Genomic DNA, 25,266 nt, shown 5'->3' with positions numbered 1-25,266 from the left:
TGACTGCGGTGGGAGATAGCTAGGCTGACGTCGTGGCGACGCGCGGCGCCACCGACCCCGCCCCCTCCGCCAGATGCCGCCCCGCGATATACCCGAACGTCAGCGCCGGCCCGAGCGTGATGCCCGGACCGGGATAATTCCCGTTCATGATCGAGCCCATGTCGTTGCCACAGGCATAAAGCCCCGCAACCGGCATGCCGTCCTCGCGCAGCACGCGCGCCTGCGCATCGACGTTCATGCCGATCGCGGTGCCGAGATCGGCCGGATAGATGCGCATGGCGAAGAAGGGCGCACAATGAATAGGCGCAACGCAGGGGTTTGGCTTATGAGCGGCGTCGCCGAGGTGGCGCTGGTAGATGGTGCTGCCACGACCGAATTCGGGATCGCGGCCTTCCTTTGCGCCATCGTTGTAAGCCGCGATCGTCGCGGTAAGCAGGGCCGGCTTGATGCCGATCTTGGCCGCAAGCTCTAAGATGTCGGGAGCCTCGCTCAATTCACCGCTCGCCACATAGCAGCGCACACTGCGCGTGAACGGCTTGATGCGACCGAGACCGTAGCTCCACAGGAACGGCCGGTCGCAGACCAGATAGAACGGCCGGTCCGGTTCGCCATTGGCATCGCGCAGCATCGCGAGCACGAACTCATGGTAAGAGAGCGCCTCGTTGACGAAGCGCCGGCCCGCGCCATTCACGGCGATGACGCCGGGCTTCGCGCGGTCAGTCACAGTGTGCGGGAACACGCCGCGGCTGCCGTCGGTGCGGCGGAACAGCGAGGCCGGTACCCAATAAGCCGGGCTCGTCGCGTCCGTATTCAGCGCCGCATTGGCCGTCGCCGCAAGCCGAAGCCCATCGCCCGTGCCCGCTATGTTGGTGGCCGAGACAAATCCAGCCGAGGGCGGGAAAAAGCGTTTGCGCAAGACCGCATCATGCGAAAAGCCGCCGGTTGCGAGCACGACGCCGCGCCTCGCGGCGATCAAGCGGTCGCGCGACCCATGGCGAATCACAACGCCACCGACGCGATCGCCTTGCATCAACAAATCCTCGACATCGGCACTGAAGAGAATCTCGACCTGCCGCGCCAGCAGCGAGGCATAGAGCCGAGCAGCGAGCGCATTGCCGAGATGCAGCGTCGTTCCGCGCGGGCTGCGCAGTCGTTGCAGCGCATATCCGGAGACCAACCGTGCCGCGCGCAAAGTCGAGCGCAGCGATTTTCCGACACGGCGCAGATGCGGGATGTCGAGCCGGTTGACCATCATCCCGCCGAACAGCGTGAATTCCGGCAGCGGCGCGCGCAGCCGCGCGAAAGCTTGGCCCAGCCGCGTGCCGTCGAACGCGACCGGCTCCAGCACGCGCCCGCCTGATGTCGCGCCCAGCCGCTCCGGATAATAGTCCGGATAGGCCTTCACTGACTGAAAGCGAACTTCCGTGTTGCTTTCGAGATAGGCGATCGCTTCCGGCCCACGCGCAAGAAATGCCGCGCGCAGGCCCGCGTTGGCAGGTTCGGGCACGGTGCTCGACAGATACCGGACCGCATCCGTGATGCTGTCGGAGAGCCCCGCCTCTTTCATCTTGGCATTGGCGGGGATCCAGACCATGCCTCCGGACCACGCGGTCGTGCCGCCAACGAAAGCGGTCTTCTCGATCACCAGCACGCGCAGACCTTCGGCGGCAGCGACGGCCGCAGCTGTCATACCGCCGGCGCCAGCGCCGATGACAATGACGTCGTAGGTCTCATGCGCCGGCATCATGCGGCAGGAGTCCGGAGGGGAGGCATGACACCGTCATACCCCGCCTGCCGTCCCGCAGCTAGCGGGCCGGTTTCCGCTCGATGGGATCGATATCGATCGCCCGCAGCCGGCCGAGCCGCAACACGTCCATGGCGAGCCGCCGGCCGATCCGGTCGCGGTCGAGCACGCGGATCAGATCATCCACGCCGTTGATCTCGACACCGTCCAGCTTGATGACGACGTCGCCGGGCAACAGGCCCGCCTTCGCCGCCGGGCCGTCCTGCTCGATCTGCATCAAGAGCGCGCCCATCTTGTTCTCGACGCCGGCCAGCACCGCATGCCGCCGCGGGACCGGCGCGGTCTGCCCGGCAACACCGATAAAGGCGCGGCGGACATAGCCGTGGCGGATGATCTCCGACAGTACGAATTGCGCCGTGTTGCTCGCAACCGCAAAGCAGATGCCCTGCGCACCGTTGATGATAGCCGTATTGATGCCGATCACCTCGGCATTTGACGACACCAGCGGCCCGCCCGAATTGCCGGGATTGAGCGCGGCATCGGTCTGGATCACGTCCTCAATGGTCCGGCCGCTGACCGAGCGGATCGAGCGCCCGAGCGCAGAAACCACGCCGGCGGTGACGGTCGATTCGAAACCGAGCGGGTTGCCGATCGCGATCACGAGCTGGCCGCGCCGGAGCGTTTTGGAATTGCCAAGCGCGGCATAGGGCAAGTCGCGCACGCCGTTGGCGCGCAGGAGCGCGAGATCCGTATCGGGATCGACGCCCAGCACGCGCGCATCGCCAACATGACCTTCGACGTCCCGCAGCCGGATCTCCTTGGCCGAGCCGACCACGTGGCTGTTGGTGAGGACGAGGCCGTCAGGCGAGATCACAATGCCGGAGCCGAGCCCGCCGCGCTCGCGGCCGTTCGGCGTCTTTGGTCCGGTCTCGACGCGCACGACGGCGGGACCGACGCGGTCGGTCACATCGATCACAGCGTTGGAATAGGCGTCCAGCAGGGCCCGGTCATCGACCGGAGCAGATTCTGTCGTTCGCGATGACGGTGCGTCATCGACGATATCTGAAGTGAAATCCAGCATGGCAAGAGTCCTTGAGGCTCACACAGATGGTGGCCTGTTCCATCGGGCGCAAGGTGCAAGCCCGGGGGTGCAAGGCCGGACTGCCCAGATGGCTAGGGCGCGCGCCGCAGCGTGCCGCCCCTGGCTTTGACCGGATCGAGCAGCGACCAGTCGCCATCCGGGAGCACGTAGCCCTTGGGAAACGGCGCACGCAACTCCAGCCCGAGCGAGCGCAGCACGCGGTCGTCGCGGTAGTAGCATTGCAGCACCACGCGCACGAGCGTTGCCGCGGCCGCGCCGCCTTTCTTGCGAAATTCCTGCGCCGCGGCATTGCGCTTCGAGGCATCGAGCTCGGCAAGCGGCCCGCCGGCCAGGCGCGCCAGATGGTCCAGCGCCGCCGTCACCATCTTGGTGTCGCGGCCGAGCGTCGCCAGCATATCGGCCTGGATCGCGGCATCGTCGGCGCCGGGCACCTTGTACTCGTCGCTGGCGGGCACGATCATCGCGGCGATGGTGCGCAGGTCGTCGCGTTGAGCGCGCGTCAGTTGAAGACTTTCGGACATGTCGGCCTCAGTCGAACAGGTTGGCGAGACGCTGCTTCATCTGGTCGGCGATGTAGAGCGCGAGGGCCTGGATGGTGGAGGTCGGGTTTACGCCGCCCGAGGTGACGAAGATGCTGCCATCGACAATGAAGAGGTTCTTCACGTCGTGCGTGCGGCCCCATTCGTTGACGACGGAGCGCTGGGGGTCTGTGCCCATCCGCGCGGTACCGAGCAGATGCCAGCCGCCCCAGGGGATCGGGGAGTTGACGCAGATGTCGGTGGCGCCCGCCATCTCCAGAACCTCGCGGCCGCGGGCGAGCGCATGGTCCATCATCTTCCGGCTGTTCTCGGAGATCGTGTAGTCGATCTTCGGGGCGGGAATGCCGTGGCTGTCCTTCAGCACGGGATCGAGCGTGACCTGGTTATGCTCCTCCGGCAGGTCCTCGCAGATCGCGGAGAAGCCGAGCCGATGGCCGTTGAGCTTGCGGAAGACGCGGTGGTGATCTTCTCCCCAGGGCAGAATGCCCTTCTGCTCGCTGACCACAGCCTCGAATACCGGCCCGGCGCCACGCACGAACTGGACGCCATAGCCGCGCACGAAACCGCGCGACAGGTCCGTGTCGTACCACTCCTTGCTCCACAGACAGGTCGGCGGCGCGCGATTGGAGTCGGTCGGCTCCTTCACATAGCCGTAGATCTGCGCATAGGGGTGGAACATCAAATTCTTGCCGACGAGGCCGGACGAATTGGCAAGGCCGTTCGGGAAGCGGTCGGATTTCGAGTTGAGCAGCAGCCGCGGCGTGCCGACGCCATTGCAGGCGATGATCACGACATGCGCGGGCTGGAACTGCTCGATGCCGTCCTTGTCGTAATAGACCACGCCGGTGGCCATCCCGTTCTCGTCGGTGGTGATCTCGCGCACCCGGCAATGCGTGCGCAGCTCGACGCCGGCCCGAACCGCATGCGGCCAATAGGTGATGTCGGTCGAGGATTTTGCGCCTTGTGCGCAGGCGGGCGTGCAATGGCCGAGATTGATGCAGCGCGCCCGCCCCTCATAGTCCATGGTTGCGACCGTCGTATCCGACGGCCACCAGTGCCAGCCGAGCTTGTTCATGGCCTTGGCGACGATGGCGCCAGACAGGCCCATCGGCTGCTGAGGCATCGGCGGATGCGTCAGCGGCGACAGCGGATCGCCTGACAGGCCAGACGTGCCCATCATGCGGTCGTTCTCTTCGAAGAACGGTGTCAGCGCGTCGTAGTCGATCGGCCAGTCGTCAGCGACACCGTCGAGCGTCTTCACCTTGAAATCGGAAGGATGCAGCCGCGGCCAGTGCGCGGTGTACATCACCGTCGAGCCCCCGACCGCGTTATAATTCACGACCTTGATCGGGGAATTGTCGTCGTTAACAGGATAGTCCTCGGGCCGGCCGCGGATATTGGGGCTCGACGACCACTCGCCGAAGAACCTGGCCTCCCAGTCCCGGCCCGTGCTCGGATATTCCGCCGGGTTCATCCAGCCGCCCTGCTCCAGGCAGAGAATGTGCATCTTGGTCTCGGCCAACGACCACGCCACTGCCGCGCCTGAAGCGCCAGCGCCGATGATCAGGACGTCCACGGGGTCTTTCATCGAAAAGTCTTCCTCCCGCCCTCGCCACTTCCCGGGCGATTCGGCCATCACGGCTCACAAGGCCATCAAACGATAGGGGCAGACCGGCCGGCGAGTAAAGGCTGGCTGGCGAATGTCGCACTTCGCACAGCGCAGACCATTGGTCTCGCGTCTGCCGGATGCTAGGAACGAGGAGCAAGAGCAATCGATAGCGAGAAATTATGTCCTTCGAATATTCATTGGCCGCTGCCCGCGCCTTCGCGCTTGTTTTATTTCTCGCTCTTTCCGGATTTTTGGGGACCTCCAGTCCTGCCACCGCGCTGACTGCGGCCGCGACGGTCCGGGATGCCAATTCGATCCAGCTTGGCGACATCACCTACCGGCTCGATGGCGTCGACGCGCCCGAGTTGGACCAGGTCTGCATCGACGACCACGCCGATCCCTGGACCTGCGGCATCGAGGCCCGCGACCAGCTCGCCAAGCTGATCGGCGGCAAGCCGGTGCGCTGTGACGACGTCGGTCCCGAGAAGAATTTTGGCAAGCGCCACCGCGCGATCTGCACGGTCGAGGGCGAGAAGGTATCATTGAACGAGCAACTCGTCAGGCTGGGCTTCGCCATCGCGCGCGAGCCCCTCAAGGCCAATGTCAAGCCGGCGGCCGCCGAGGCGAGGACGGCGTCATCAGGCATCTGGAAGGGCTGCTTTGTTGCACCGCAAGAATTCCGTACCGGCAAGAAGGACGGCTCCCTGCTCGGCGCCGCCTGCCGTCCCGACCGCGACAAGGAGATTCGGGCGGTGCTGTTTCCGGAGGAGCTGACGGCGCCGCCGAGCTGCACCATCAAAGGTAAGCTCGCGGTGCGCGCCCGCGTCACCGGCAATATCGGCATTTATCACTTGAGGGGCTGCCCGAGCTATGCCGCGACGACCAAGCCGGACCGCTGGTTCTGCTCGGAGGACGACGCCCAGGCCTCCGGCTTCCGCAAGGCGTACAACTGCCGCCGGCCAAAGTGAACATTTTGGTTCACGCACCCGTGAGTGGTAGTCCTAGACCGTATTGATCCGGAATTGAACTGAATCGGGAGTTGCTGCACCTATATGTGTACGCAAGCGCTTTGCGCGGGCGTTTTCCTTGGCAGACGATCCTCATCGGATTGTCCTTGCTCGGGCGTTTCCTCCCTAGACTTGGGCCGCTTGTCACAACAAGCGGCTCTTCTTTTTTGCGCAGCGCTAGCTGTGCATCCGGATGAACTGATCCATCGGCGGCATGTTCTGGTTGAGATGCGCCATGATCCAGACGGTGCCACCGACCACCAGGAAAACGACCAGCAGCCCGAAGGCCAGCGCCAGCACGTTGTTGGTGTTGTCGGGTCCCGTGGTGATGTGCAGGAAGAAGACGAGGTGCACGCCCATCTGCGCGATCGCGAGCACGATCAGCGCGACTGGGATCGAAGGCTGCCAGACCAGATCCGTGCCGGCGATGAAGAACGAGGTCGCGGTGAGCAGCAGCGCGAGACCCAGGCCGACGACGTAGCCGACGATGCGCTCACCGACGCTGTGCTGCTCTTCTTCGCCCGGCGCGAGGTCATGTTCGATGTGCGTCTGATCGCTCATACGCCACTCCCAAGCAAATAGACCACGGAAAAGACTCCAACCCAAATGATGTCGAGCGCGTGCCAGAACAGCGCAAAGCACATCATCCGGCGCAGCACATCGGCGCGAAAGCCCTTGGCAAAGACCTGTGCCATCATGGTGAGCAGCCAAAGCACGCCTGCCGAGACATGCAGGCCGTGGCAGCCGACCAGTGAGAAGAACGCGCTCAGGAAGGCGCTGCGCGACGGGCCATAGCCGCGGGAGACGAGATCGGCGAACTCCCTGAACTCGATGGCGAGGAAGATCAGCCCCAGCACGCAAGTTACGGCCATGCCGAGATAGAACCAGAACCGGTTGCGCACGTCGGCGGCGATGCTGGCCATACCGCACGTGAAACTCGACAGCAGCAGGCAGACGGTTTCGATCGCGACGTTGCGCTGCTCGAAAATCTCCGAGCCCTTCGGACCGTCGGCGGTCTGGCTGACCAGCACGGCGTAGGCCGCAAAAAAGCAGGAGAACATCACGATGTCGGAGAGCAGGAACACCCAGAAGCCATAGGCGGTCACGATCCGCTTCGGCGCGGGCCCGCGATGCTCGATGACAACACCGATGTGATGAGGATCGGCATGCGCGCGGCCGACGGTCGCGGTCATCGACATCAGATTGCCCCCGCCATGCTGACAAGGTTGCGCCGTTCCTCGAGATTGGCGCGGTCGATCGCGGCGACCTCCGCGGCCGGGATGACGTATTCGTCATGGTCGCGCCAGGCGAACACGACGAAGGTCGCGAAGGCGCCAATGCCGCCCAAAATCACCATCCACCAGATGTGCCAGATCAACGCAAAGCCCATGATCGCGGCGAAAAACGCGCAGACGAAGCCGGTCGGCGAGTTCCTGGGCATCTCGATGTCGTGATATTCGGGCACTTCGTGTTCGAGCGATTGCTGCTGGGCCGCGATCTTCATGTCCCAATAGGCGTCCTCGCCGCGGACATCAGGATGGAAGGCGAAGTTGAACACCGGCGGCGGCGAGGAGGTCGCCCATTCCAGCGACCGGCCGTCCCAGGGGTCGCCGGTGCGGTCGCGCAAGGCCTCGCGATTACGGATGCTGACGACGAGCTGCATGATCTGGCAGATCACGCCGATCGACAGCACGGCCATGCCGATTGCTGCCACGATCATCCACGGCCGCCACGCCGCGACGTCATAATGCTGCAAGCGCCGCGTCATGCCGAGCATGCCGGCAACATAGAGCGGCACGAAGGTGATGTAGAAGCCGAGGAAGGTAAACCAGAACGCCCGCTTGCCCCAGCGCTCGTCAAGCCGAAAGCCGAAGGCCTTCGGAAACCAGTATTCGAAGCCGGCAAAGGCGCCGAACAGCACGCCGCCGATGATCACGTTGTGGAAGTGGGCGACCAGGAACATGCTGTTGTGGAGCATGAAATCCGCCGGCGGCACCGCGACCAGAACGCCGGTCAATCCGCCGATGATGAAGGTGACCATGAAGCCGACCGCCCACAGCATCGGCGTCGCAAAACGGATGCGACCGCCATACATCGTGAACAGCCAGTTGTAGATCTTCACGCCCGTCGGCACCGCGATGATCATGCTCGCGATGCCGAAGATGGCGTTGACGTCGGGGCCTGCGCCCATCGTAAAGAAGTGATGCAGCCAGACCATGAAGGAGATGACGCAGATCGCCATGGTGGCCAGCACCATGGAGCGATAGCCGAATAGCGCCTTGCCGGAGAAGGTCGAGACCACCTCGGAGAAGATGCCGAAGGCCGGCAGCACGAGGATGTAGACCTCCGGATGCCCCCAGGCCCAGATCAGGTTCATGAACATCATGACGTTGCCGCCGGCCTCGTTGGTGAAGAAATGGAAGCCGAGGTAACGGTCGAGCAGCAGCATCGCCAGCGTCGCGGTGAGGATCGGGAACGCCGCGACGATGAGGAGGTTCGAAGCGAGCGTGGTCCAGCAGAACATCGGCATGCGCAGATAGTTCATGCCCTTGGTCCGCAGCTTCAGCACTGTCGTGACAAGGTTGATGCCTGCCACCAGCGTGCCGACGCCTGATATCTGGAGCGACCAGGCGTAATAATCGACACCTACTCCAGGCGAGTAAGACAGCTCCGAGAGCGGTGGAAAGGCAAGCCAGCCGGTGCGGGCGAACTCACCGATCACGAGCGAGAGATTGACCAGCAAGGCACCTGTCGCGGTGAGCCAGAAGCCGACCGAATTGAGCGTCGGAAACGCGACGTCGCGCACGCCGAGCTGAAGTGGCACCACCAAATTCATCAGTCCGATCACGAACGGCATCGCCACGAAGAAGATCATGATGGTGCCATGCGCAGAAAAGATCTGGTTGTAGTGCTCCGGCGGCAGATAGCCTTGCGATTGATAGGCGATCGCCTGCTGGACCCGCATCATGATGGCATCGCTGCCGCCGCGCAGCAGCATCACCGAGGCCAGCAGGATGTACATCACGCCAATGCGCTTGTGATCGACGCTGGTGATCCATTCGTGCCAGAGATAGGACAGATGCCCTTTCACGACGACCCAGATCAGCACGGCGAGGATCGCAACCAGCACCACGCCACCCGCTATCAGCGGAATCGGCTGATCGAACGGAATGGCCGACCAGTCGAGCTTACCGAGCATCAACGCCTCCACTGTGGGGACGGCCGGCATCGGAGAGGAGCTCCGGCCCCGGTCCCGGCGGAATGTGCTGGGTTGCTATCAGGTCGAACAGGCGGGGATCGTCCAGCCGATAGGTCGGCCTACCCTTCTCGATGCCCTGCTGCATCAGCTTCTTGTAGCTGTCCTCGTTCAGCACGGCATCGCTTTTCGCCGTGCCCGCCACCCAATCAGGGAAGGCGAGCGGCGAGATCACGTTGACGTCGAACATCATGTCCGGAAAGCCATCGCCGGAAAAATGTGCCGAGAGGCCTTGCAGCTTGCCCTCATTGTCAGCACGCAGGTTCAACCTCGTCACCATGCCGTTCATGGTGTAGATCATGCTGCCGAGCTGCGGGATGAAGAACACGTTCATCACGCTCGACGATGTCAGCTGGAAATTGAGCTCAGCGCCTGCGGGTACTGTCAACGTGTTGACGGTGGCGATCCGCTGGTCCGGATAGATGAAAAGCCACTTCCAGTCGAGCGACACTGCCTGAATGCGCACCGGGCTGCCGGTGCCTGGCACGGGCGCTCTCGGATCGAGCTGGTGCGAGCCGATCCAGGCGACGCCGCCGAGCAGGATGACCGTTAGCGCGGGGATCGCCCACACCACCATCTCGACGCGGCCGGAATAGACGAAGTCAGGCTGAAAGCGTGCTTTCGTGTTGGAGGCGCGAAACCAGAACGCAAAAGCGAGGATCGCGAAAATGGTTGGCACCACGATCGCGAGCATGATGAAGACGGAATCGACCAGGATGGTGCTGTTGGCGGCAGCCACCGGCCCTTGTGGATCGAGCAGATTCATCGGCAAGCCACTGGCGATTGGGAGACCCCGGCAACGAGGGTAACGCGAAAAGCGCTCCAGCCACAAACGCAGTTGCGTGAAGACGGTTCCGAGCAGTTGCTGCTCAACCGCAGCTCATCTCGTCCGGCGGCATGCAATTCCGTGCGATGTCAATGACATCGACGCGGGACGGCGGGCCTTCTCACCCAGGCGGCGCGTTGCTAGTTTGCACGAAAATATCGGGATGAAACGACATGCAGGGCCCTGAGGACGATGCCGGCCTCGCCGGCAAGGTGGCGCTGATCAGCGGCGGCGGCGCCGCTGGTGACGGCATCGGCAACGGTCGCGCCGCAGCAATTCTGCTGGCCCGCGCCGGCGTAAAGGTGCTGGTCGCCGATCTCGACCTCAAGCTCGCCGAGCGCACCGTCGAGATGATCAAAGCCGAGGGCGGCACGGCCGCGCCCCACGGCGGTGACGTCACCAGCGAAGGTGATTGCAAACAGCTCGTCGACGCCGCACTCGACCGCTGGGGTCGGCTCGATTTCCTTGACAACAATGTCGGCATCGGCAGCCGCGGCAGCGTGGTCGACGAGGCACCCGAGCAATATCGCCGCGTCATGCAGGTCAATGTCGAGACCATGTTCCTACTGTCGAAGCATGCGATTCCCGCCATGATCAAAACCGCCAAGGGCGGCGCGATCGTCAATATCTCCTCGATCTCCGCGCTACGGCCGCGCGGGCTCACGACCTACACGACCTCCAAGGCGGCCATCATTGGCCTCACGCGCGCGATGGCGGTCGATCACGGCCGCGACAACATCCGTGTCAACTGCATCTGCCCCGGGCCGATGTACACGCCGATGGTCTATGCCCGCGGCATGAGCGAGCAGGCGCGCGCCAACCGCGCCAGGGCCTCCCTGCTCAAGACCGAAGGCACCGGCTGGGACGTCGGCCATGCCGTCAAATTTCTGCTCAGCAATTTCGCGCGCTACATCACCGGCCAGGTGCTGGTGGTCGACGGCGGCGTCACGCTGCAGGCGCCCGAACGCGAGTCACAAGAACACTAGAGGAAACACAATGGCCCGCCTGCCCTATCTCGAGGCCGACCAGGTCGCGCCCGAATATCGCGATATGCTCAAGCGCAACACCAACCTGCACAAGCTGCTGGTCAACTCACCGGAGATGGCGCGCGCTTTCAACGGCATCGGCGGCTACATCCGCTTCAAGAGCAAGCTCGACCCGCGCCTGCGGGAGCTGGCGATCCTCCAGGTCGGCTGGATGGAGAAGTCGGAATACGAGTTCACGCACCACGTGAAGATCGGCAAGGAGTTCGGCGTTACAGACGAAGACATCGCCGGCCTGATGGCGGAGACCGAGGGCAAGCCGTCGAAGCTCGAGCCGCTCGCCAAGTCGATCCTGAAAGGCGCCCGCGAAATGGTGCGGGAGCTCGCGATGTCGGACGCAACTTTCGCTGAACTCAAGCAGCATCTCTCCGACGAGCACATGGTCGACCTTGTGCTCACCATCGCCTTTTATTGTGGTGTGGTACGCGTGCTCGCTACCATGAAGATCGACAACGAGCCTTATTACAAAGAGGTACTCCAGCAGTACCCGATCCCGGGAGTGAATTGACATGCGCATGAAAGACAAGGTTGCGATCGTGGTCGGTGCCGGCCAGAGCCCCGGCGAAGGCATGGGCAACGGCCGCGCCACCGCGCTGACCTTCGCGCGCGAGGGCGCGAAGGTGTTGTGCGTCGATCACCATCTGGAATCGGCGCAGGAGACCGTCGATCTGATCGTTGCGAAGCAAGGCACCGCAGCAGCCTTCAAGGCCGACGTGACAAAGTCTGCCGACATCAAGGCGATGGTCGCCGACGCCAAATCGCGCTGGGGCCGGATCGACGTCCTGCACAACAATGTCGGCGTGAGCCTCGCCGGCGGCGATGCCGAGCTGCTGCAAATCACCGAGGAAGCATTCGACCGCGTGGTCGCGATCAATCTGAAGAGCTGTATCCTCGCCGCCAAAGAAGTGATCCCGATCATGCGCGCGCAGAAGGGCGGGGTCATCATCAACATCTCGTCGATGGCGGCGATCACCACCTACCCTTACGTCGCCTACAAGGCGACGAAAGCGGCGATGATCGCCTTCACCGAACAGCTCGCCTACCAGAACGCCGAATACGGCATCCGCGCCAACGTCATCCTGCCCGGCCTGATGAACACGCCGATGGCTGTCGATACCCGCGCCCGCGAATGGCACAAGAGCCGAGCCGAAGTCGAAGCCGAGCGCGACAACAAGGTGCCGCTGCGCAAGAAGATGGGTACGGGCTGGGACGTCGCCAATGCCGCCCTGTTTCTCGCGTCGGATGAGGCGAATTTCATCACCGGCGTGACGCTGCCGGTGGATGGCGGAGCGAGTGTGCGGCGGGGATAGGTCGCAGCGCGATTGCTAGTGGCTCACCCGCCAGATCGTTCCGCCGGTATCTTCCGAGATCAGCAGCGACCCATCCTTCGCGACCGCAATTCCAACCGGTCGTCCCCACACCTGACTGTCATTCACGACGAAGCCCGTGACAAAATCCTCGTACTCGCCGGTCGGCTTGCCGTCCTTCATCCGGATGCGGATCACCTTGTAGCCGGTGCGCTTCGACCGGTTCCACGAGCCATGCTCGGCGGCGAAGGCGTCGCCCTGATATTCGGACGGAAACAGCGCGCCCTGGTAGAAGGTCATGCCGAGCGAGGCCGAATGCGGCTGCACCAGCACATCGGGTACCGTCACCTTGTCCTTGAGGTCCGGCCGCGCGCCGGCATGACGCGGGTCTTCATTGTTGCCGATGTAGAACCACGGCCAGCCGTAGAAGCCACCCTCCTTTACGCTGGTGACATAGTCGGGCACGAGATCGTCGCCGAGGCCATCGCGCTCGTTGGTCGAGCACCACGGCATGCCGGTCTGCGGCTGGATCGCGAGGCCGACACAGTTGCGGATGCCGGTGGCATAGAGCTTGCGGTCCGTACCCTCTGGCGTGAATGAGAGCACCGCGGCACGCTCGGCCTCATAGCCCCAGGATGCGCCGAGCGCCTGCGAGCGCGCCCAGGCCTCGAGCCCACCGGGCGGGCTGCCCATGCCCTCGGCGACGTTGCTGACTGAACCGACCGACACCAGCATGCGCTTGCCGTCTGGCGTGAACACGATGTCGCGGGTCGAATGGCCCGATCCGTGTGCGAGATCCGCCACCACAACATCGGCCTTGCCCGAGGCCTTCAGGTCGCCGGCGTGATAGGGAAAGCGGACGACATTGCCGGTATTGGCGACGTAAACCCATTGCGGATTGTCGCCGTTCGGAAAGAAAGCGATCCCAAACGGGCGGCTCAGCCCGCTGGCAAAGACCTCGTTGGTCGCAACCTTGCCGCCCTCCCCGAGACGCAATACGCGAATGCGCCCCGGCCCGGTCTCGGCAACGAAGATATCGCCATTCGGCGCGACGCGAAGCACGCGGGCGTCGGAGAGGCCGTCGGCGAACAGCTCGATCTTGAATCCGTCAGGCACATCGGGTGTTGCGCTGCCACGCGACGTCACTCGCGTCGGATTTGAGACCGATGGCGTGGCGCCGGGCTTGGCCAGATCCTGTGGGCGGATCAGCCTGATGGTACCGGGCTTGTCGGCCTGCCAGCTGCCATAGGCATCCTTGCCCCGCAGCACTGGCTCTCCTTGCGCGCCTGCACAGACGACCAACAGCCATGCGGCCACCATCATGTGCGAAACATGAATCTTCACGCCAGCTTCCTCCCGGACTTATCTGCCAAATCCCACGTCAGCTCATGCCCGCACGATGTGCAGATGGTGTGACCCATCGTACTGGAAAACGTCTCGGATCGGTGCAACAGATTGTAAGGGCACGGCCGCAGGTTGCGGTCATCAAGGCTGCGGCATCGGTGTCGCGATCGATGGGATGATCATGTGGGGATCGATCATATCGGAATGGGCGAGTCTGCTGCTGCGCTGGCTGCACGTGGTGGCCGCGATCGCCTGGATCGGCAGTTCCTTCTATTTCATCGCCCTCGACCTCAGCCTCAAGCCCAGGAGCGACCTGCCTGATGGCGTGCAGGGCGAGGCCTGGCAGGTCCATGGCGGCGGCTTCTACCGGATCATGAAATATCTGGTGGCCCCGAGCCAAATGCCGGACGAGCTGACCTGGTTCAAATGGGAGGCCTACACCACCTGGCTGTCCGGCTTCGCGCTGATGGTGGTGGTGTATTATCTCGACGCCGATTTGTTCCTGGTCGACAAGTCGATCCTCGACCTCACGCCGTTCCAGGCCGGGCTGTTCAGCTTCGGCAGCCTCGCACTGGCGTGGCTGCTTTACGAGGCCGCCTGCCGCACTGGCCTCGCGCAGCGCGAGCTGCCTTTTGCCATCGGCGGCTATCTGTTCCTGGTCGCGCTGACCTACGCCTTCACCCATGTGCTGAGCGGCCGCGGCGCCTTCAACCAGATCGGCGCACTGATCGGCACCATCATGGTCGCCAACGTCTTCGCGGTGATCATTCCGAACCAGAAGAAAATCGTCGCGGCGCTTATCGCGGGTCAGGCGCCCGACCCGAAGCTCGGCAAGACCAGCAAGGAACGTTCGGTCCACAACAACTATCTGACCCTGCCCGTCGTCGTGCTGATGATCAGCAATCACTATCCCCTGCTCTACGCCACGCGCTTCAACTGGATCATCGTCGCGATCGTGCTGGCGCTGGGACCGGTGATCCGCCACTTCTTCAACGAAGGCCATGCCGGACGCAAATCGCCGTGGTGGGTGTGGGGCGTGGCGGCAGCGGGCGCGATCGCGATCCTGTTCCTCTCTGCAGCCGGACCACGCGAGGTCAAGACGGGCGCGCTCTCGGCGCAGCCGACCCTCGCCAATGTCGAGGAGATCGTGATGTCCCGCTGCAGCATGTGCCACGCGGCCGAGCCTGTCTGGGCCGGCATCGTGACCGCGCCGAAGGCCATCTTGCTCGATGCGCCCGAGCACATCCATCGCAACATTCGCCTGATCGGCCGCGTCGCGGCCTGGTCCAACGCGATGCCGCCGGGCAATATCACCGAAATGACCAGCGAGGAACGCGCCGTCCTCGCCGCCTATATCAGCGAGCAGGATCGCTGATCACAGCGCGGCGATGCCGCGTTTCGCGGAATGAAATTCCTGATCTCCCCTCGATTTGAAAATGACTCGAGCGCCTATCCGGCGTAGACAGGACTGGCGGCGCAGGCCGTCCAACGTCAGTTCGCAATTGCCGGGGAAATCGCAAGTGGCCCTCAAGAACGTCATCGGGATCGACCACGCTGTGGTCATGGTGAAAGACCTCGACAAGGCTGCCGAGAACTATCGCCAGCTCGGCTTCACGCTTTCGCCGCGCGGCACCCACAGCGCGCATATGGGCACCGGCAACTACACCATCATGTTCGACCCTGATTATATGGAGCTGCTCGGCGTGCTGGTCGCAACCGAGCACAACGCGCCGGCGCGCGCCTTTGTCGAGCGACAGGGTGAAGGCATCGAACGCATCGCCTTCACCGCGATCGATTCCGCCGCCGGTGCCGAGGAAATCCGCGCACGCGGCTTCACGCCGATCGGCCCGACCGATTTCGAGCGACCGGTCACGCTGCCTGATGGCACGGTCTCGGCCGCCAAATTCCGCACCTTCATGTGGCCGACCGAGGAAGCGCCCGGCGGGGTGCGCATCTTCGCCTGTCAGCACAAGACCCGCGAGACGGTGTGGATTCCCGAGCTGATGAAACATGCGAACGCGGCCAAGCGGATTAGCCAAGTGCTGATCGCAGCGCCCGAGCCCGCAGCGGAAGCCGCGCATCTGGCGCGGCTGATCGATCGCGAGCCGAAGGCAGAGGCCGACGGCGCGGTGACGGTGACCTCAGGCGGCGACCGCGCCGACTTCGTCTATCTGACACTGGAGCAGCTTGGCCAACGCTATCCCGGCGTGCCGCTCGCTGGCCTCTCGGGCCGCGGCGGTGCGGCGCTGGTGCTCGTCAGCGGCGATCTCGCGGCGACCGAGAAGGCCCTCGGCCCCGCAGGCGTCCGTAGCGGTGCGGCGATCGTCGTGCCCCCGGCGAAGGCCAACGGCACCCTGCTTGCCTTCATCGCCGGCTGATTTGAACCAATTCTTTAACGCGCGTTTACCTGACGGCTTTAGGGTTCCCCCTGAAGTCCAAGCCGCCCGGGGACACGCATGTTCAAAGAGGGATCGCCGATCGCTTACGACGCGCCGGCCGAGCTGAAGAAGTGGCCGTCACTGAGGGGCGAGCGGCAGAAGGACCGTGGTCCGCCCTACCTCGTCTACAACGGCACGCTCGCCGACTGCGTCCGCGAGCTCATGGGCAAGCCCGTCAAGGGCATCTCGCTCTACGACATCATGACCAAGCCGCAAGCGGCCTTCGACCAGACCGTGCTGTCGCCCGGCGATGCCGCCGAGATCGCGATGCGCAAGGATTTTCCCAAGCCTTAGGCGGCGCCGACCTGCCGCAAGATTGTTTGCAGCTGTGAGCCCCTCGCGGTTTCCGTAGAACCGCGGGAGCGGCGCCCCGCGTTCCTGCGACGGGAACACCGTACTAACACCGGTGGTCTTTCGGAATCGCAGCTTCGCCGCAATTACGGTTAAGAAGTCCTTGTCACCGGCACCCGCTGGTCGTTCCCCACAGTTCGAGGACTCTTACCGAGATGCGATTTCTCGTCGCGGCTTGCGCTGCGTTCCTGATGTGCGACGTCGGCCCAGAGCCGACATGGCAAACCTCACATGTCGACCAGGCCACGCCGAAGTCCGACCGCGCGCCTTCGTTGGTGCCGATCGTCGAGCTGTTCCTCGCAAGTGTGCAGGCCATTGAACTTGCCAATGCGCGTGCCTCCTATGAGGAGACGATCGAGCCGGAGCCCGCCATCGAAGCTGCCGTAGAGACTTCGCCTTCACCGACCGAACAATTCTGCCGCGCGCTCAAGGAAGCGGCCGAGGAGAGCGGCATTCCTGTGCCGTTCTTCGCCCGCCTGCTCTGGCAGGAGAGCCGTTTCAAATCCGACGAGGTCAGCCAGGCCGGCGCGCAAGGCGTTGCGCAATTCATGCCGGAGACCGCCGCTGAAATGGGGCTCGACGATCCCTTCGATCCCATGAAGGCGCTGCCCGCATCGGCAAGATTCCTGCGCAAGCTCCGCGACGATTTCGGCAATCTCGGCCTCGCCGCAGCCGCCTACAACGCCGGCCCCGGCCGCATCCAGAAATGGCTCGCCAAGGAGAGCGACTTGCCGCGCGAGACGCGCGACTATGTCCGCATCATCACCGGCACCAAAGCCGAAGACTGGATCGAGCGTTCGGATGCGCTGGCGATCCGGATCGACCTGCCGCGCGAGGCGCCTTGCGAGGGCGTCGGCAGCCTGTCCAAGATCAAGGACGTCGCCTGGGTGCCCGCGAATCTCACGCCGTCGACCGCCACCATCATTCGCAAGGCCGAGCAGCTGGCGGCGCGGCTCGCAGCAAACCGCGCCCGCAAGCACCTCGTGGCGCTGCTCCGCAAGGGCGGCGCAGCCCATGGCAAGGCGCGCAGCATGATCGCGGCCCGCGCCAAGGGGGCAAAGGCCCACACCATCCGTGTGGCGGCGCGCGAGCGGTCTTCGGGCTGAACGCCCCGCCGCGACCGAAACACGAAAACAACCCCATGCACAGTAGCTTGACGCCCCCGTCAGAACGGGGGCTTGCGCGCGGTCGGATGCTGAATTTCAGAAAATCACTTTGACTCGTCGGGCAAAACAGGAGCATGATGGCATCATCGCGAGATCAGCCCGTGTCCAGCCCTGCCCGATGATGGGCGCGCTCGACCCGGCAGCGCGACAACGCCTCGTCACCACCTGAAAATCCCAACCGCCGCGTCAGCAGACGCGCGATCGGCTTCGCTTGCCGCGAGGCCGCGCCCTGCTGCGGCAAAGGACACATCGCATGACCACGTCCCTGACATCTCCCGAAACGACGGCCATCACGGCCAGCGATCGCGCCGCGACCATTGCAAGCCCGAAAGTCAAGCTCCGCCGCCGGAGCATCGTGATCGAACATCCTGATGCGAGCGCCGGCGAAGCGCTGCTGGCCGAGGCGCTCGGCGCCGCCGACCGCGACGCGCTGCATGGCCTGTTGAGCCAGCTGGTGAAGGCGAGCGTCGTCGCGTGCAAGCCCGACCAGGGCAATCTCGCCTTCATGGTCTCGACGCTGAAGAGCATCGCGCCGAAGGACTCGCTCGAATCCATGCTGGCGGCGCAGATGGTGAGCATTCAGGTCGCGACGATGCGCTGCGCCTGTCGCCTCGCCTGCACCGATGACGTGCAGCAGCAGGAAAGCCTGACACGCGCCCTGACCCGGCTAGCCCGCACTTACGCGGCCCAGGTGGAGGCCTTGAACCGGCACCGCAGCAACGGCGCGTGCGCGATCACGGTGCAGAATTTGTCCGTGCAGGACGGCGGCAAGGCCGTCGTCGGCAACTTCACGCAACATGCGAACTTGATCGCTGCACAGCCTGGCCTGGTGGACGCCGTTCCCGCATGAGCCACGTCCGCAACACAGGGGCGATGCGAACGAGTCGACGTTGCGGGGCGCAAACCCGCAACGGTGCAACGTGTCGCGCGCCGGCGCTGCGCGGCAGGATACGCTGCCGCATGCACGGCGGTGCATGGGGATCCGGGGCGCCGATTGGGAACGGCAATGCCGTCAAGCACGGCTATTTCAGCAGCGAGGCGATCGAAGAGCGGAAGTTCGTTCGCACCCTATTGGCTGAAGCGGAGAACTTGCTCGGCCAATTGCCCGCACAGCCGAACGCAAATTGCAACCCGCGCAAGAACCGAACCCAACTCACTCCGGGAACTGACCAGGCAAGCTCTACTTCGGCCATAGGGTATTGCTCCGCGAAGCTCGTCGTTGATCGCGTCTGCAAAAGATCGGAATAGAGCAGATCATCGTGCTGTTCCACGGGCGTTGCTCCAACAACCAACGATGGAGCCGCGCGTCGATGCATCGCAAATGAGCAAGCAGTATAATTCGCGAGCACTCCTGCGACAGCGGCAAGGTAGTACCAGCCTTCCCCTGCTGATTTAATGATCGTTTTGCTCAATATTTACGCGACATTCAGTCATTTGGAAAAGAATCGTGCTCATGAGACTTCACCCTCGCAACGTTGCAGAGGTACCATCATGCGCAAGAACCTTCCGGTCACAGCAACTGAATTTCCCATTACGGACGAGACGCTGATCGTCTCAAGGACCGACCTCAAAGGGAAGCTCACCTACTTCAATGACCAGTTCGTGGCGGCCGCCGGGTTTGCGCCCGACGAGTTGATGGGCCAGCCGCATAACATTGTTCGGCATCCGGATATGCCGGAGGCGGCTTTCGAAAATCTTTGGCAGACGCTCAAGGATGGTAAGCCGTGGTCGGGTGCGGTCAAGAACAGGCGCAAGAATGGTGACTTCTACTGGGTGTTGGCGAACGCCTCCCCAATCCGCGAAAACGGCGAAGTCACAGGCTTTACCTCAGTTCGGACGAAGCTTGCTCCGGAGGACCGCGCCGAGGCCGAAAAAGTCTACGCGCTCATGCGCGCCAACAAGGGGCAAGACTATCAGATAGGCGCGGGCATCATTCGCCGTCGGTCAGTCCTGGACAAGCTATCCTTTTTCACGGGCACGTTGAGGGCGCGCCTAACGACCTTGGTCGCGATCCTCAGCATCTTCATGCTTGTTGCCGGAATTTCGGGACTTCTGTCCACCAATGCCAGCAACAGGCGAATGCAATCGATCTATGAAGACCGGACAATCCCGCTGGCTCAATTGTTCGATATCAACGACCGAATGCTGCAAAACACGGCGATCCAGCTCGCCGCGGCTGCCGATGGACGCGCCGGCAGGCCAGTCGGAGACGTCGCTGCTGCAGTCAACGAAAACATCGACAAGATCTCGAGAGTTTGGGGCGAGTACTTGGCCACTTATCTCACGCCCGAAGAGAAGATGGCGGCCGAGCGATTCACCGTGAAGCGCCAGGCCTACGCGGAGAATGCGGTCAAACCTTCGCTTGCCCTGCTTGGAGAACGCAAATTCGACGAAGCCTCCTCTCTCCTCGCCGGCAAAGCGCGTCAACTTTTCGACGAAGCGAAGCGTGAGCTGGATGTGCTTGTTGCCATCCAGGTGAACGAGGCCAAAGCCGAATACGAGGCGGCACAGCATCAGTTCTACATGACGATTGCGATCGTCGGCTTGATGATCCTCGCCGGCCTTGCCTTCGGTGGATTCATCGGTGTGCAGACGATCCGCTCCGTGCTGCGTCCGTTGAAAGTGCTCAACGAGGCAATGCTCAACGTCACGTTTGGCAAGCTGGACAACGCCATCCCCGTCGAGAAAGACGACGAGCTTGGCGAAGCTCTTCGCAATATGCGCAGTGTGCAGGCGATCGTCCGATTTAATGCCGAGGAAGTGAAAGCGGTCCAGCGCGCCGCTGAGGCAAAGCGCAAGCTCGACATGGACAAGCTGGCAAACGAGTTCGAGGGCACAGTCGGCAGCATCATCCAGACCGTATCTTCCGCTTCAGCCGAGCTCGAATCCTCTGCAACCACCTTGTCATCATCGGCCACGAGATCGCAGGAGCTGGCCACGCGAGTAGCCGCGGCATCGGAGGAGGCCTCGACAAACGTTCAGTCGGTCGCCTCAGCTACGGAAGAGCTTACGTCGTCCGTCAATGAGATCAGCCGACAGGTTCAGGAGTCCGCCCGGATCGCCAATGGCGCCGTGGAGCAGGCAAGATCGACCAACGAGCGGGTCACTGAACTTTCCAAGGCGGCAGCCCGGATCGGCGACGTCGTCGAGCTAATCAATACCATTGCCGGGCAAACCAATTTGCTCGCTCTCAATGCGACGATTGAGGCGGCCCGCGCCGGCGATGCTGGTCGGGGGTTCGCCGTGGTAGCTTCCGAGGTGAAAGCCCTTGCCGAGCAAACCGCGAAGGCAACAGGAGAAATCGGGCAACAGATTTCCGGAATTCAGGCCGCGACGGAGGATTCGGTCGTCGCGATCAAGGACATCAGCACGACAATCGAGCGCCTGTCTGAAATCTCCTCCACCATTGCGGCCGCGGTTGAAGAGCAAGGCGCTGCCACGCAGGAAATCTCGCGCAATATCCAAGAAGCTTCGCGCGGAACGTCCGACGTGAGCACGAACATCGTTGATGTCGAGAGCGGCGCCAGCCAGACGGGCGCCGCATCGGGAAGCGTGTTATCCGCGGCACAATCGCTCTCGCAGGAGAGTCGCCGTCTTCAGCAGGAGGTCGACCAGTTCTTGAGGACGGTACGGGTTGCGTAAGACCGCAAGCGATTGCCTTCTTTCGACTACCTCTGCCGACCAGGCGCTGAGCGCCGCCAATGAAGGCGACCCCGCAAAGCTGAGGCCGCTCAACTGGCGGCGCGCGGTCACAACCAGCATCGACACCTTCGAGCGGGCGTAACGTCATTTACCCAGCGTCGCTGCGACCTGACCGACCAGTTGCTCGGCCAGCATGTGATAGCCCTCTGGCGTGAGATGCTGCCCGTCGGGTTGATGCGGCAGTCCATGCAGCATCCCGTTCGGGAGCATGACCACCTTGATGCCCATCGCGCCCAGCCGGCTTTGGATTTCGGGCGTGTTGTCGGCCGCCAGCTTTCTCCGGTCGTTTCCGCCGGGTTGGAGGATCACGACGCTCGTTCCCTTCGGAACGACTCGATCGATGCGAGCCAGCATGCCTCCCGTGGTGTCACCGTTGATGCCGGCATTGATGACACGGACGTTCAGCCCCCTCGCACGGAGAAGCGCTTCAAGCTGTGCGAGATAGGCCTGGCTGCGCGACACGCCTTTGCCGAAAGTGTTGCTGGCGCCAAGGGCCACGTCGATTGCTGCTTGGGACATCGCTGTAATTCCGTTCGCAGGCACTACAGCCTAAATGGCAAATCTATCCGAAATGCCAATCGGCCCGGATAAATTTGTCAAATCCTCCGACGCCCGCTTCGGGTCAATTGGGTCGGTTTGACGCGCGGTTGCAAACTTCCGGTATGGGCCCATAAGTCGGCATGACGCGGCACCGCGTCAACAGAAGCGAAGGGCCAGCAGCCGCCCTCGCAGCTAGGGCAGGCCCGCCGGCAGCTTATGTTCTGCAACGACCCGCACGGGCGGGAAAACGACGCAGTCCGCAACGTCAAACAACACCGAGATGCTTCGGTTGAACGAGCCCGCGAAGGCGATCGCGTCATGGCGCCTTCCATCAATGATGCGAGTGCCAAGCGTACAATGAGGTATCCATTGTCCCGGCCGATAGTGGAGCCGACAATAGGCCGGGTCGATAGCTGCACTAACCGAAGCGTGCCACCTCCTGAGGGCCACATCGTCTGCAGGCTCCATCCAAAGAACAAGGGGCGGCCCGACAAACCACCGAATGCGCCTAAACTCGATGCGAAGTTGCACTTCGCTCGTCGCCGCACTCAGCATCGCTTGTCGTGCGGTATCCTCTTCAATTGCAAGCGAGTCATAGATCGCGAGCGTAAAATGTGGCCGGTAGCCGAGCGTGCGCATCGAGGGTTCGTCCTCGAATGCCGCAACCTGATCCCATAGCTGTTCGACCTCACTTGAGGAGTCTCCATCGGCCCGTACGTTGATCGCTATTGCCATCGATCGCTCTGACTTTAGGAGTTCTCCAACTTTAGCTGCGCGTGTGAGGTCTGCAACGGGGTCACTTGCTGCTGTCCCGCACCATTGCCGCGATTGGCCAGCTAATGGCCAACAAGAGACAATATGGCCGCCGCGAATTTCGTTTGGAATCGAACGGTGTCTATACGGCGAAGGTCTGCGCTCGTGGCCGTCGGCAACTCGTGGAGGAGCAGCTCCGTGAGTCACGCCCCCGGCACAGCGCGACCTTGCGCACTGGCGGGCCGGTCATGACCGCGGCCCGACGCAAAATCGTGGATCCTGATCATGGCAACGTCACTGCAACATCGTCTCGAGGCGGATGTAGCTCGCTTCCATGCCATGCTCCATGCCGCTTGAGAGCATCGCCGCGCGCGTCTTTGCATCGGGCAGCGTCATGCGCATGGTCATCAGAGTGCCACGCCCATCGGGCTCGAACGTCGTGACGACGTGATTGTCCGGACACGGATCTGGCATATGCATGCGCTCGACGTGCACGATGCGACTGAACGGCGTCAGCTCCACAAACTCGCCAGTCAGGTAGAAGCCGTGGCCTTCGCCGTTGGTCCACTCGTAGCGGATCTTGCCGCCTGGGCGGGCATCGGCGATGCACACCGGCATGGTCCAGCCGTCGGGGCCGAGCATCCACTTCTGGATCAACGCCGGCTCGGTATGAGCGCGATAAACGGCTTCGGGTGGCGCGGCAAAGCGCCTGACGGCAACGACATGTGTCTCGCCTTCGGTTTTCAGGATCAGTTTGCTCATCGGCGTGCCTTTCGCGGCTTGGGCTTCATGGTAGCGAGAACGTCGTCCAGTCGGTCGTAGTTCTTGGCCAGCGCATCGCGCAAAAGCCCGAGCCACTGGTCGATCTCGGTAATCGCCGCAGGCGCCAGACGGCAGGGACGCTTGGTGCCTTCGACGCGGCGAACGATCAGGCCCGCGCCTTCGAGCACTTTGAGGTGCCGGCTGATGGCGGGCTGCGTCATGTCGAAGGGCTCGGCGAGTTCCAAAACGGTCGCCTCGCCCCGGGCGAGCCGGGCGAGCAGGGCCCGCCGTGTGGGATCGGCGAGCGCGGAAAAGGCGGCATCCAGGTTTCGCATGAATTCCGTTCTCGTTATATAACAGAACGCTTATATAAATGGATGAGCATGGTCAAGTGCGTTGTTCGGAGGCTTACGGTTTCGTAGGCGCGCGTCGCGACGGGTTCACCAAACTTGCCGACATCGCGTGAGCACGCGCCGTCGTCAGCTCAGCGCTATGAGCGGAAGTTGGCCGGATGGGTCGGCAGGCGACATTCGAGAATGAAGGTGTTCGACGGCTGAGGGGCGACTCAACTGTCTCTATTTAAGTTTCGACAGGACATCCTCGTAAAACAGGTCGCTGATGCTTCTGAGGACGTATCGGAGCATCCGTCCAATGAACCAGAGCGTGGCAGCAATGCCCAAGATAAAAAGAAGAATGATCGTCCCCTTCCATTGAAGGGCCAAACCTATCCAAAGCGGCGCAGTTCCGCTGAAAAACGCGAAAAGGACGTGTTCAAGCCAACCTGACATCGCCACCTCCTGCCTGGGCCGAATAAGGGTTAGCCGAACCTTCGTCCTCTGCACTCGGGCGAAGATCACTATCCATAGAACTGCAACGCCGACCGCGCAGACGGAAATAAGGTCCCCAATGTTTATCTGGAAACTCATTGCACACACTGAAACCTAAGAACACGTGCCCAGGTCGCATAACTGAACTATATCAACCTTTGTACTTGCGGAATGCTCAACTTTGAATGATTGGTGGGAGGAGGTCCAAGCGGGGCAACAACGGGCATCGCAACGCCGTCTTACCTCGGTTCGCTCTTAGTCCTATAGCCGACATCGCGGGAGCCTGCGCCGTCGTCAGCTCAGCGCTATCGGCGGAAGTTAGCCAGAGCGAAAATGTCGAACGGCAAGCTCGTTCCGACTTGGGCCTTTTGACCTCAACAGACGGCTTGACGCTATTTGCCGAGTGCCGCGGCGACCTCGCCGACCAGCTGCTCTGCCAGCATGTGATAGCCCTCCGGCGTGAGATGCTGCCCATCGGGCTGATGCGGCAGCCCGTGCAGCATCCCGTTCGGCAGCATGACAATTTTGATCCCCATCGCGCTTAACCGGCTTTGGATGGCGGGGGTGTTGTCGGCGGCGAGCTTTCTCCGGTCGTTTCCACCTGGTTGAAGGATCACCACGCTCGTTCCCTTCGGAACGACGCGATCCAGCCGGGCCAGCATGCTTGCCGTGGTGTCACCGTTGACGCCGGCATTGATGACATGGACGCCAAGACCCCTCGCACGGAGAAGCGCTTCGAGCTGTGCCGGATAGGCCTGGCTGCGCGAGACACCCTTGCCGAAGGTGTTGCTGGCGCCAAGGGCCACGACGGTTGCGGCGTGAGCGGTGCCAAGCGCGGCGAACATGGCGAATGCATCAAGAAGAACGATCCGGCTAAGCTTTGCGATCACTTTTGCGTCCCCTGATCGGCATGAGATTCCCACCCCATGCTTATCACCGATTACTCCATC

Annotated in this window: 26 protein-coding genes and 1 pseudogene; 11 read left to right on the top strand and 16 right to left on the bottom strand. The window is 62.8% G+C overall.

Going from position 1 to position 25,266, the window contains the following annotated elements:
* Positions 1–19: 19 nt before the first annotated feature.
* The 4 genes from L6637_RS10170 to L6637_RS10155 all read right to left on the bottom strand — a co-directional run bounded on the left by L6637_RS10170 (position 20) and on the right by L6637_RS10155 (position 4,973).
* On the bottom strand, positions 20–1,747 hold the full coding sequence (locus tag L6637_RS10170) for an FAD-dependent oxidoreductase (RefSeq protein ID WP_237870411.1): 1,728 nt from the start codon (positions 1,745–1,747) through the stop codon (positions 20–22).
* A gap of 58 nt (positions 1,748–1,805) precedes the next feature.
* Entirely contained in the window at positions 1,806–2,825 is a 1,020-nt protein-coding gene (locus tag L6637_RS10165; RefSeq protein ID WP_237870409.1) for a S1C family serine protease, read from the bottom strand.
* A 92-nt stretch (positions 2,826–2,917) separates the two neighbouring features.
* Positions 2,918–3,367: a hypothetical protein gene (locus L6637_RS10160; protein WP_237870407.1), complete on the bottom strand. Its 450-nt coding sequence runs from the start codon at positions 3,365–3,367 to the stop codon at positions 2,918–2,920.
* A gap of 7 nt (positions 3,368–3,374) precedes the next feature.
* Positions 3,375–4,973 (bottom strand): GMC family oxidoreductase, encoded by a 1,599-nt coding sequence (locus L6637_RS10155; RefSeq protein ID WP_237863545.1) that lies wholly within the window; start codon positions 4,971–4,973, stop codon positions 3,375–3,377.
* 200 nt (positions 4,974–5,173) lie between these two features.
* Between L6637_RS10155 and L6637_RS10150 the strand changes: the two genes are divergently transcribed.
* Positions 5,174–5,962 carry a thermonuclease family protein gene (locus tag L6637_RS10150; RefSeq protein ID WP_237870405.1) on the top strand — a complete coding sequence of 263 codons (789 nt, stop codon included), beginning with the start codon at positions 5,174–5,176 and terminating at the stop codon, positions 5,960–5,962.
* 216 nt (positions 5,963–6,178) lie between these two features.
* On the opposite strand, the gene cyoD is transcribed toward L6637_RS10150, so the two are convergent.
* From cyoD to L6637_RS10130, 4 genes are read right to left on the bottom strand one after another with little or no spacing between them, the layout of a single operon-like run.
* Positions 6,179–6,562, bottom strand: coding sequence for a cytochrome o ubiquinol oxidase subunit IV (gene cyoD / locus L6637_RS10145; protein WP_237863543.1), 384 nt, complete (start codon positions 6,560–6,562; stop codon positions 6,179–6,181).
* A complete protein-coding gene (locus L6637_RS10140) occupies positions 6,559–7,200 on the bottom strand; it encodes a cytochrome (ubi)quinol oxidase subunit III (RefSeq protein ID WP_237870403.1) in 642 nt (213 codons plus the stop codon). The genes cyoD and L6637_RS10140 overlap by 4 nt, the downstream gene beginning before the upstream one ends.
* Positions 7,200–9,200 (bottom strand): cytochrome o ubiquinol oxidase subunit I, encoded by a 2,001-nt coding sequence (cyoB, locus tag L6637_RS10135; RefSeq protein ID WP_237863541.1) that lies wholly within the window; start codon positions 9,198–9,200, stop codon positions 7,200–7,202. Before cyoB ends, L6637_RS10140 begins: the two co-directional genes overlap by 1 nt.
* Positions 9,190–10,023: a cytochrome ubiquinol oxidase subunit II family protein gene (locus tag L6637_RS10130; protein ID WP_237863540.1), complete on the bottom strand. Its 834-nt coding sequence runs from the start codon at positions 10,021–10,023 to the stop codon at positions 9,190–9,192. Before L6637_RS10130 ends, cyoB begins: the two co-directional genes overlap by 11 nt.
* 233 nt (positions 10,024–10,256) lie before the next feature.
* Between L6637_RS10130 and L6637_RS10125 the strand changes: the two genes are divergently transcribed.
* From L6637_RS10125 to L6637_RS10115, 3 genes are read left to right on the top strand one after another with little or no spacing between them, the layout of a single operon-like run.
* Positions 10,257–11,069, top strand: coding sequence for an SDR family NAD(P)-dependent oxidoreductase (locus tag L6637_RS10125; protein ID WP_237863539.1), 813 nt, complete (start codon positions 10,257–10,259; stop codon positions 11,067–11,069).
* Positions 11,070–11,079: 10 nt separating this feature from the next.
* Positions 11,080–11,634, top strand: a complete 555-nt coding sequence (locus L6637_RS10120; protein ID WP_237870401.1) for a carboxymuconolactone decarboxylase family protein — start codon at positions 11,080–11,082, stop codon at positions 11,632–11,634.
* A 1-nt stretch (position 11,635) separates the two neighbouring features.
* Complete coding sequence (locus L6637_RS10115; RefSeq protein WP_237870399.1) at positions 11,636–12,436, top strand: SDR family NAD(P)-dependent oxidoreductase; 801 nt, start codon at positions 11,636–11,638, stop codon at positions 12,434–12,436.
* 15 nt (positions 12,437–12,451) lie between these two features.
* On the opposite strand, the gene L6637_RS10110 is transcribed toward L6637_RS10115, so the two are convergent.
* Complete coding sequence (locus L6637_RS10110) at positions 12,452–13,756, bottom strand: PQQ-dependent sugar dehydrogenase (protein WP_237870706.1); 1,305 nt, start codon at positions 13,754–13,756, stop codon at positions 12,452–12,454.
* Between the two features lie 202 nt (positions 13,757–13,958).
* On the opposite strand from L6637_RS10110, the gene L6637_RS10105 reads away from it, so the two are divergent.
* The 6 genes and pseudogenes from L6637_RS10105 to L6637_RS42395 all read left to right on the top strand — a co-directional run.
* On the top strand, positions 13,959–15,152 hold the full coding sequence (locus tag L6637_RS10105) for a urate hydroxylase PuuD (RefSeq protein WP_237870397.1): 1,194 nt from the start codon (positions 13,959–13,961) through the stop codon (positions 15,150–15,152).
* Between the two features lie 145 nt (positions 15,153–15,297).
* A complete protein-coding gene (locus L6637_RS10100) occupies positions 15,298–16,155 on the top strand; it encodes a VOC family protein (protein WP_237870395.1) in 858 nt (285 codons plus the stop codon).
* Positions 16,156–16,233: 78 nt separating this feature from the next.
* Positions 16,234–16,509 carry a hypothetical protein gene (locus L6637_RS10095; protein ID WP_237863534.1) on the top strand — a complete coding sequence of 92 codons (276 nt, stop codon included), beginning with the start codon at positions 16,234–16,236 and terminating at the stop codon, positions 16,507–16,509.
* A 212-nt stretch (positions 16,510–16,721) separates the two neighbouring features.
* Complete coding sequence (locus L6637_RS10090; protein ID WP_237870393.1) at positions 16,722–17,672, top strand: lytic transglycosylase domain-containing protein; 951 nt, start codon at positions 16,722–16,724, stop codon at positions 17,670–17,672.
* 313 nt (positions 17,673–17,985) lie between these two features.
* The gene (locus L6637_RS10085; RefSeq protein ID WP_237863532.1) at positions 17,986–18,582 is read left to right on the top strand and encodes a hypothetical protein; all 597 of its coding nucleotides are present in this window, start codon (positions 17,986–17,988) and stop codon (positions 18,580–18,582) included.
* Positions 18,579–18,716 (top strand): annotated as a pseudogene (locus tag L6637_RS42395) (HGGxSTG domain-containing protein); the annotation flags it as partial. The gene L6637_RS10085 and the pseudogene L6637_RS42395, both read left to right, overlap by 4 nt.
* A gap of 38 nt (positions 18,717–18,754) precedes the next feature.
* On the opposite strand, the gene L6637_RS10080 reads toward L6637_RS42395, so the two are convergent.
* Positions 18,755–19,144, bottom strand: coding sequence for a hypothetical protein (locus tag L6637_RS10080; protein ID WP_237870391.1), 390 nt, complete (start codon positions 19,142–19,144; stop codon positions 18,755–18,757).
* A 79-nt stretch (positions 19,145–19,223) separates the two neighbouring features.
* On the opposite strand from L6637_RS10080, the gene L6637_RS10075 reads away from it, so the two are divergent.
* Entirely contained in the window at positions 19,224–21,374 is a 2,151-nt protein-coding gene (locus L6637_RS10075) for a methyl-accepting chemotaxis protein (RefSeq protein ID WP_237870389.1), read from the top strand.
* A 144-nt stretch (positions 21,375–21,518) separates the two neighbouring features.
* Here the strand turns inward: L6637_RS10075 and L6637_RS10070 are convergent, their stop codons facing one another.
* From L6637_RS10070 to L6637_RS10045, 6 genes are all read right to left on the bottom strand, one after another.
* Entirely contained in the window at positions 21,519–21,932 is a 414-nt protein-coding gene (locus tag L6637_RS10070; RefSeq protein ID WP_338076845.1) for a GDSL-type esterase/lipase family protein, read from the bottom strand.
* Positions 21,933–22,166: 234 nt separating this feature from the next.
* The gene (locus L6637_RS10065) at positions 22,167–22,709 is read right to left on the bottom strand and encodes a 2'-5' RNA ligase family protein (RefSeq protein ID WP_237870385.1); all 543 of its coding nucleotides are present in this window, start codon (positions 22,707–22,709) and stop codon (positions 22,167–22,169) included.
* Positions 22,710–23,021: 312 nt separating this feature from the next.
* On the bottom strand, positions 23,022–23,489 hold the full coding sequence (locus L6637_RS10060) for an SRPBCC domain-containing protein (protein WP_237870383.1): 468 nt from the start codon (positions 23,487–23,489) through the stop codon (positions 23,022–23,024).
* Positions 23,486–23,824 (bottom strand): ArsR/SmtB family transcription factor, encoded by a 339-nt coding sequence (locus L6637_RS10055; RefSeq protein ID WP_237870381.1) that lies wholly within the window; start codon positions 23,822–23,824, stop codon positions 23,486–23,488. The genes L6637_RS10060 and L6637_RS10055 overlap by 4 nt, the downstream gene beginning before the upstream one ends.
* A 240-nt stretch (positions 23,825–24,064) precedes the next feature.
* Positions 24,065–24,277, bottom strand: a complete 213-nt coding sequence (locus L6637_RS10050; RefSeq protein ID WP_237870379.1) for a hypothetical protein — start codon at positions 24,275–24,277, stop codon at positions 24,065–24,067.
* Between the two features lie 431 nt (positions 24,278–24,708).
* On the bottom strand, positions 24,709–25,206 hold the full coding sequence (locus L6637_RS10045; protein ID WP_237870377.1) for a GDSL-type esterase/lipase family protein: 498 nt from the start codon (positions 25,204–25,206) through the stop codon (positions 24,709–24,711).
* Positions 25,207–25,266 lie beyond the last annotated feature (60 nt).

It is taken from the genome of Bradyrhizobium zhengyangense (genome assembly GCF_022012435.1).
GTDB lineage: Bacteria > Pseudomonadota > Alphaproteobacteria > Rhizobiales > Xanthobacteraceae > Bradyrhizobium > Bradyrhizobium zhengyangense.
The sequence above is the reverse complement of the archived record's forward strand: the minus strand, read 5'-3'. Positions and strand labels throughout refer to the sequence as shown.

What these genes read in the sequence shown, in the direction of transcription:
- L6637_RS10115 (WP_237870399.1), top strand. Translation starts at nt 11,636, where the DNA reads ATGCGCATGAAAGACAAGGTTGCGATCGTGGTCGGTGCCGGCCAGAGC.
- L6637_RS10165 (WP_237870409.1), bottom strand. Translation starts at nt 2,825, where the DNA reads ATGCTGGATTTCACTTCAGATATCGTCGATGACGCACCGTCATCGCGA.
- L6637_RS10090 (WP_237870393.1), top strand. Translation starts at nt 16,722, where the DNA reads ATGCGATTTCTCGTCGCGGCTTGCGCTGCGTTCCTGATGTGCGACGTC.
- L6637_RS10150 (WP_237870405.1), top strand. Translation starts at nt 5,174, where the DNA reads ATGTCCTTCGAATATTCATTGGCCGCTGCCCGCGCCTTCGCGCTTGTT.
- L6637_RS10110 (WP_237870706.1), bottom strand. Translation starts at nt 13,756, where the DNA reads ATGATGGTGGCCGCATGGCTGTTGGTCGTCTGTGCAGGCGCGCAAGGA.
- L6637_RS10085 (WP_237863532.1), top strand. Translation starts at nt 17,986, where the DNA reads ATGACCACGTCCCTGACATCTCCCGAAACGACGGCCATCACGGCCAGC.
- L6637_RS10105 (WP_237870397.1), top strand. Translation starts at nt 13,959, where the DNA reads ATGTGGGGATCGATCATATCGGAATGGGCGAGTCTGCTGCTGCGCTGG.
- L6637_RS10155 (WP_237863545.1), bottom strand. Translation starts at nt 4,973, where the DNA reads ATGAAAGACCCCGTGGACGTCCTGATCATCGGCGCTGGCGCTTCAGGC.
- L6637_RS10060 (WP_237870383.1), bottom strand. Translation starts at nt 23,489, where the DNA reads ATGAGCAAACTGATCCTGAAAACCGAAGGCGAGACACATGTCGTTGCC.
- L6637_RS10130 (WP_237863540.1), bottom strand. Translation starts at nt 10,023, where the DNA reads ATGAATCTGCTCGATCCACAAGGGCCGGTGGCTGCCGCCAACAGCACC.
- L6637_RS10120 (WP_237870401.1), top strand. Translation starts at nt 11,080, where the DNA reads ATGGCCCGCCTGCCCTATCTCGAGGCCGACCAGGTCGCGCCCGAATAT.
- L6637_RS10050 (WP_237870379.1), bottom strand. Translation starts at nt 24,277, where the DNA reads ATGTCAGGTTGGCTTGAACACGTCCTTTTCGCGTTTTTCAGCGGAACT.
- L6637_RS10170 (WP_237870411.1), bottom strand. Translation starts at nt 1,747, where the DNA reads ATGATGCCGGCGCATGAGACCTACGACGTCATTGTCATCGGCGCTGGC.
- cyoB (WP_237863541.1), bottom strand. Translation starts at nt 9,200, where the DNA reads ATGCTCGGTAAGCTCGACTGGTCGGCCATTCCGTTCGATCAGCCGATT.
- L6637_RS10065 (WP_237870385.1), bottom strand. Translation starts at nt 22,709, where the DNA reads ATGGCAATAGCGATCAACGTACGGGCCGATGGAGACTCCTCAAGTGAG.
- L6637_RS10125 (WP_237863539.1), top strand. Translation starts at nt 10,257, where the DNA reads ATGCAGGGCCCTGAGGACGATGCCGGCCTCGCCGGCAAGGTGGCGCTG.
- L6637_RS10055 (WP_237870381.1), bottom strand. Translation starts at nt 23,824, where the DNA reads ATGCGAAACCTGGATGCCGCCTTTTCCGCGCTCGCCGATCCCACACGG.
- L6637_RS10075 (WP_237870389.1), top strand. Translation starts at nt 19,224, where the DNA reads ATGCGCAAGAACCTTCCGGTCACAGCAACTGAATTTCCCATTACGGAC.
- cyoD (WP_237863543.1), bottom strand. Translation starts at nt 6,562, where the DNA reads ATGAGCGATCAGACGCACATCGAACATGACCTCGCGCCGGGCGAAGAA.
- L6637_RS10095 (WP_237863534.1), top strand. Translation starts at nt 16,234, where the DNA reads ATGTTCAAAGAGGGATCGCCGATCGCTTACGACGCGCCGGCCGAGCTG.
- L6637_RS10140 (WP_237870403.1), bottom strand. Translation starts at nt 7,200, where the DNA reads ATGTCGATGACCGCGACCGTCGGCCGCGCGCATGCCGATCCTCATCAC.
- L6637_RS10160 (WP_237870407.1), bottom strand. Translation starts at nt 3,367, where the DNA reads ATGTCCGAAAGTCTTCAACTGACGCGCGCTCAACGCGACGACCTGCGC.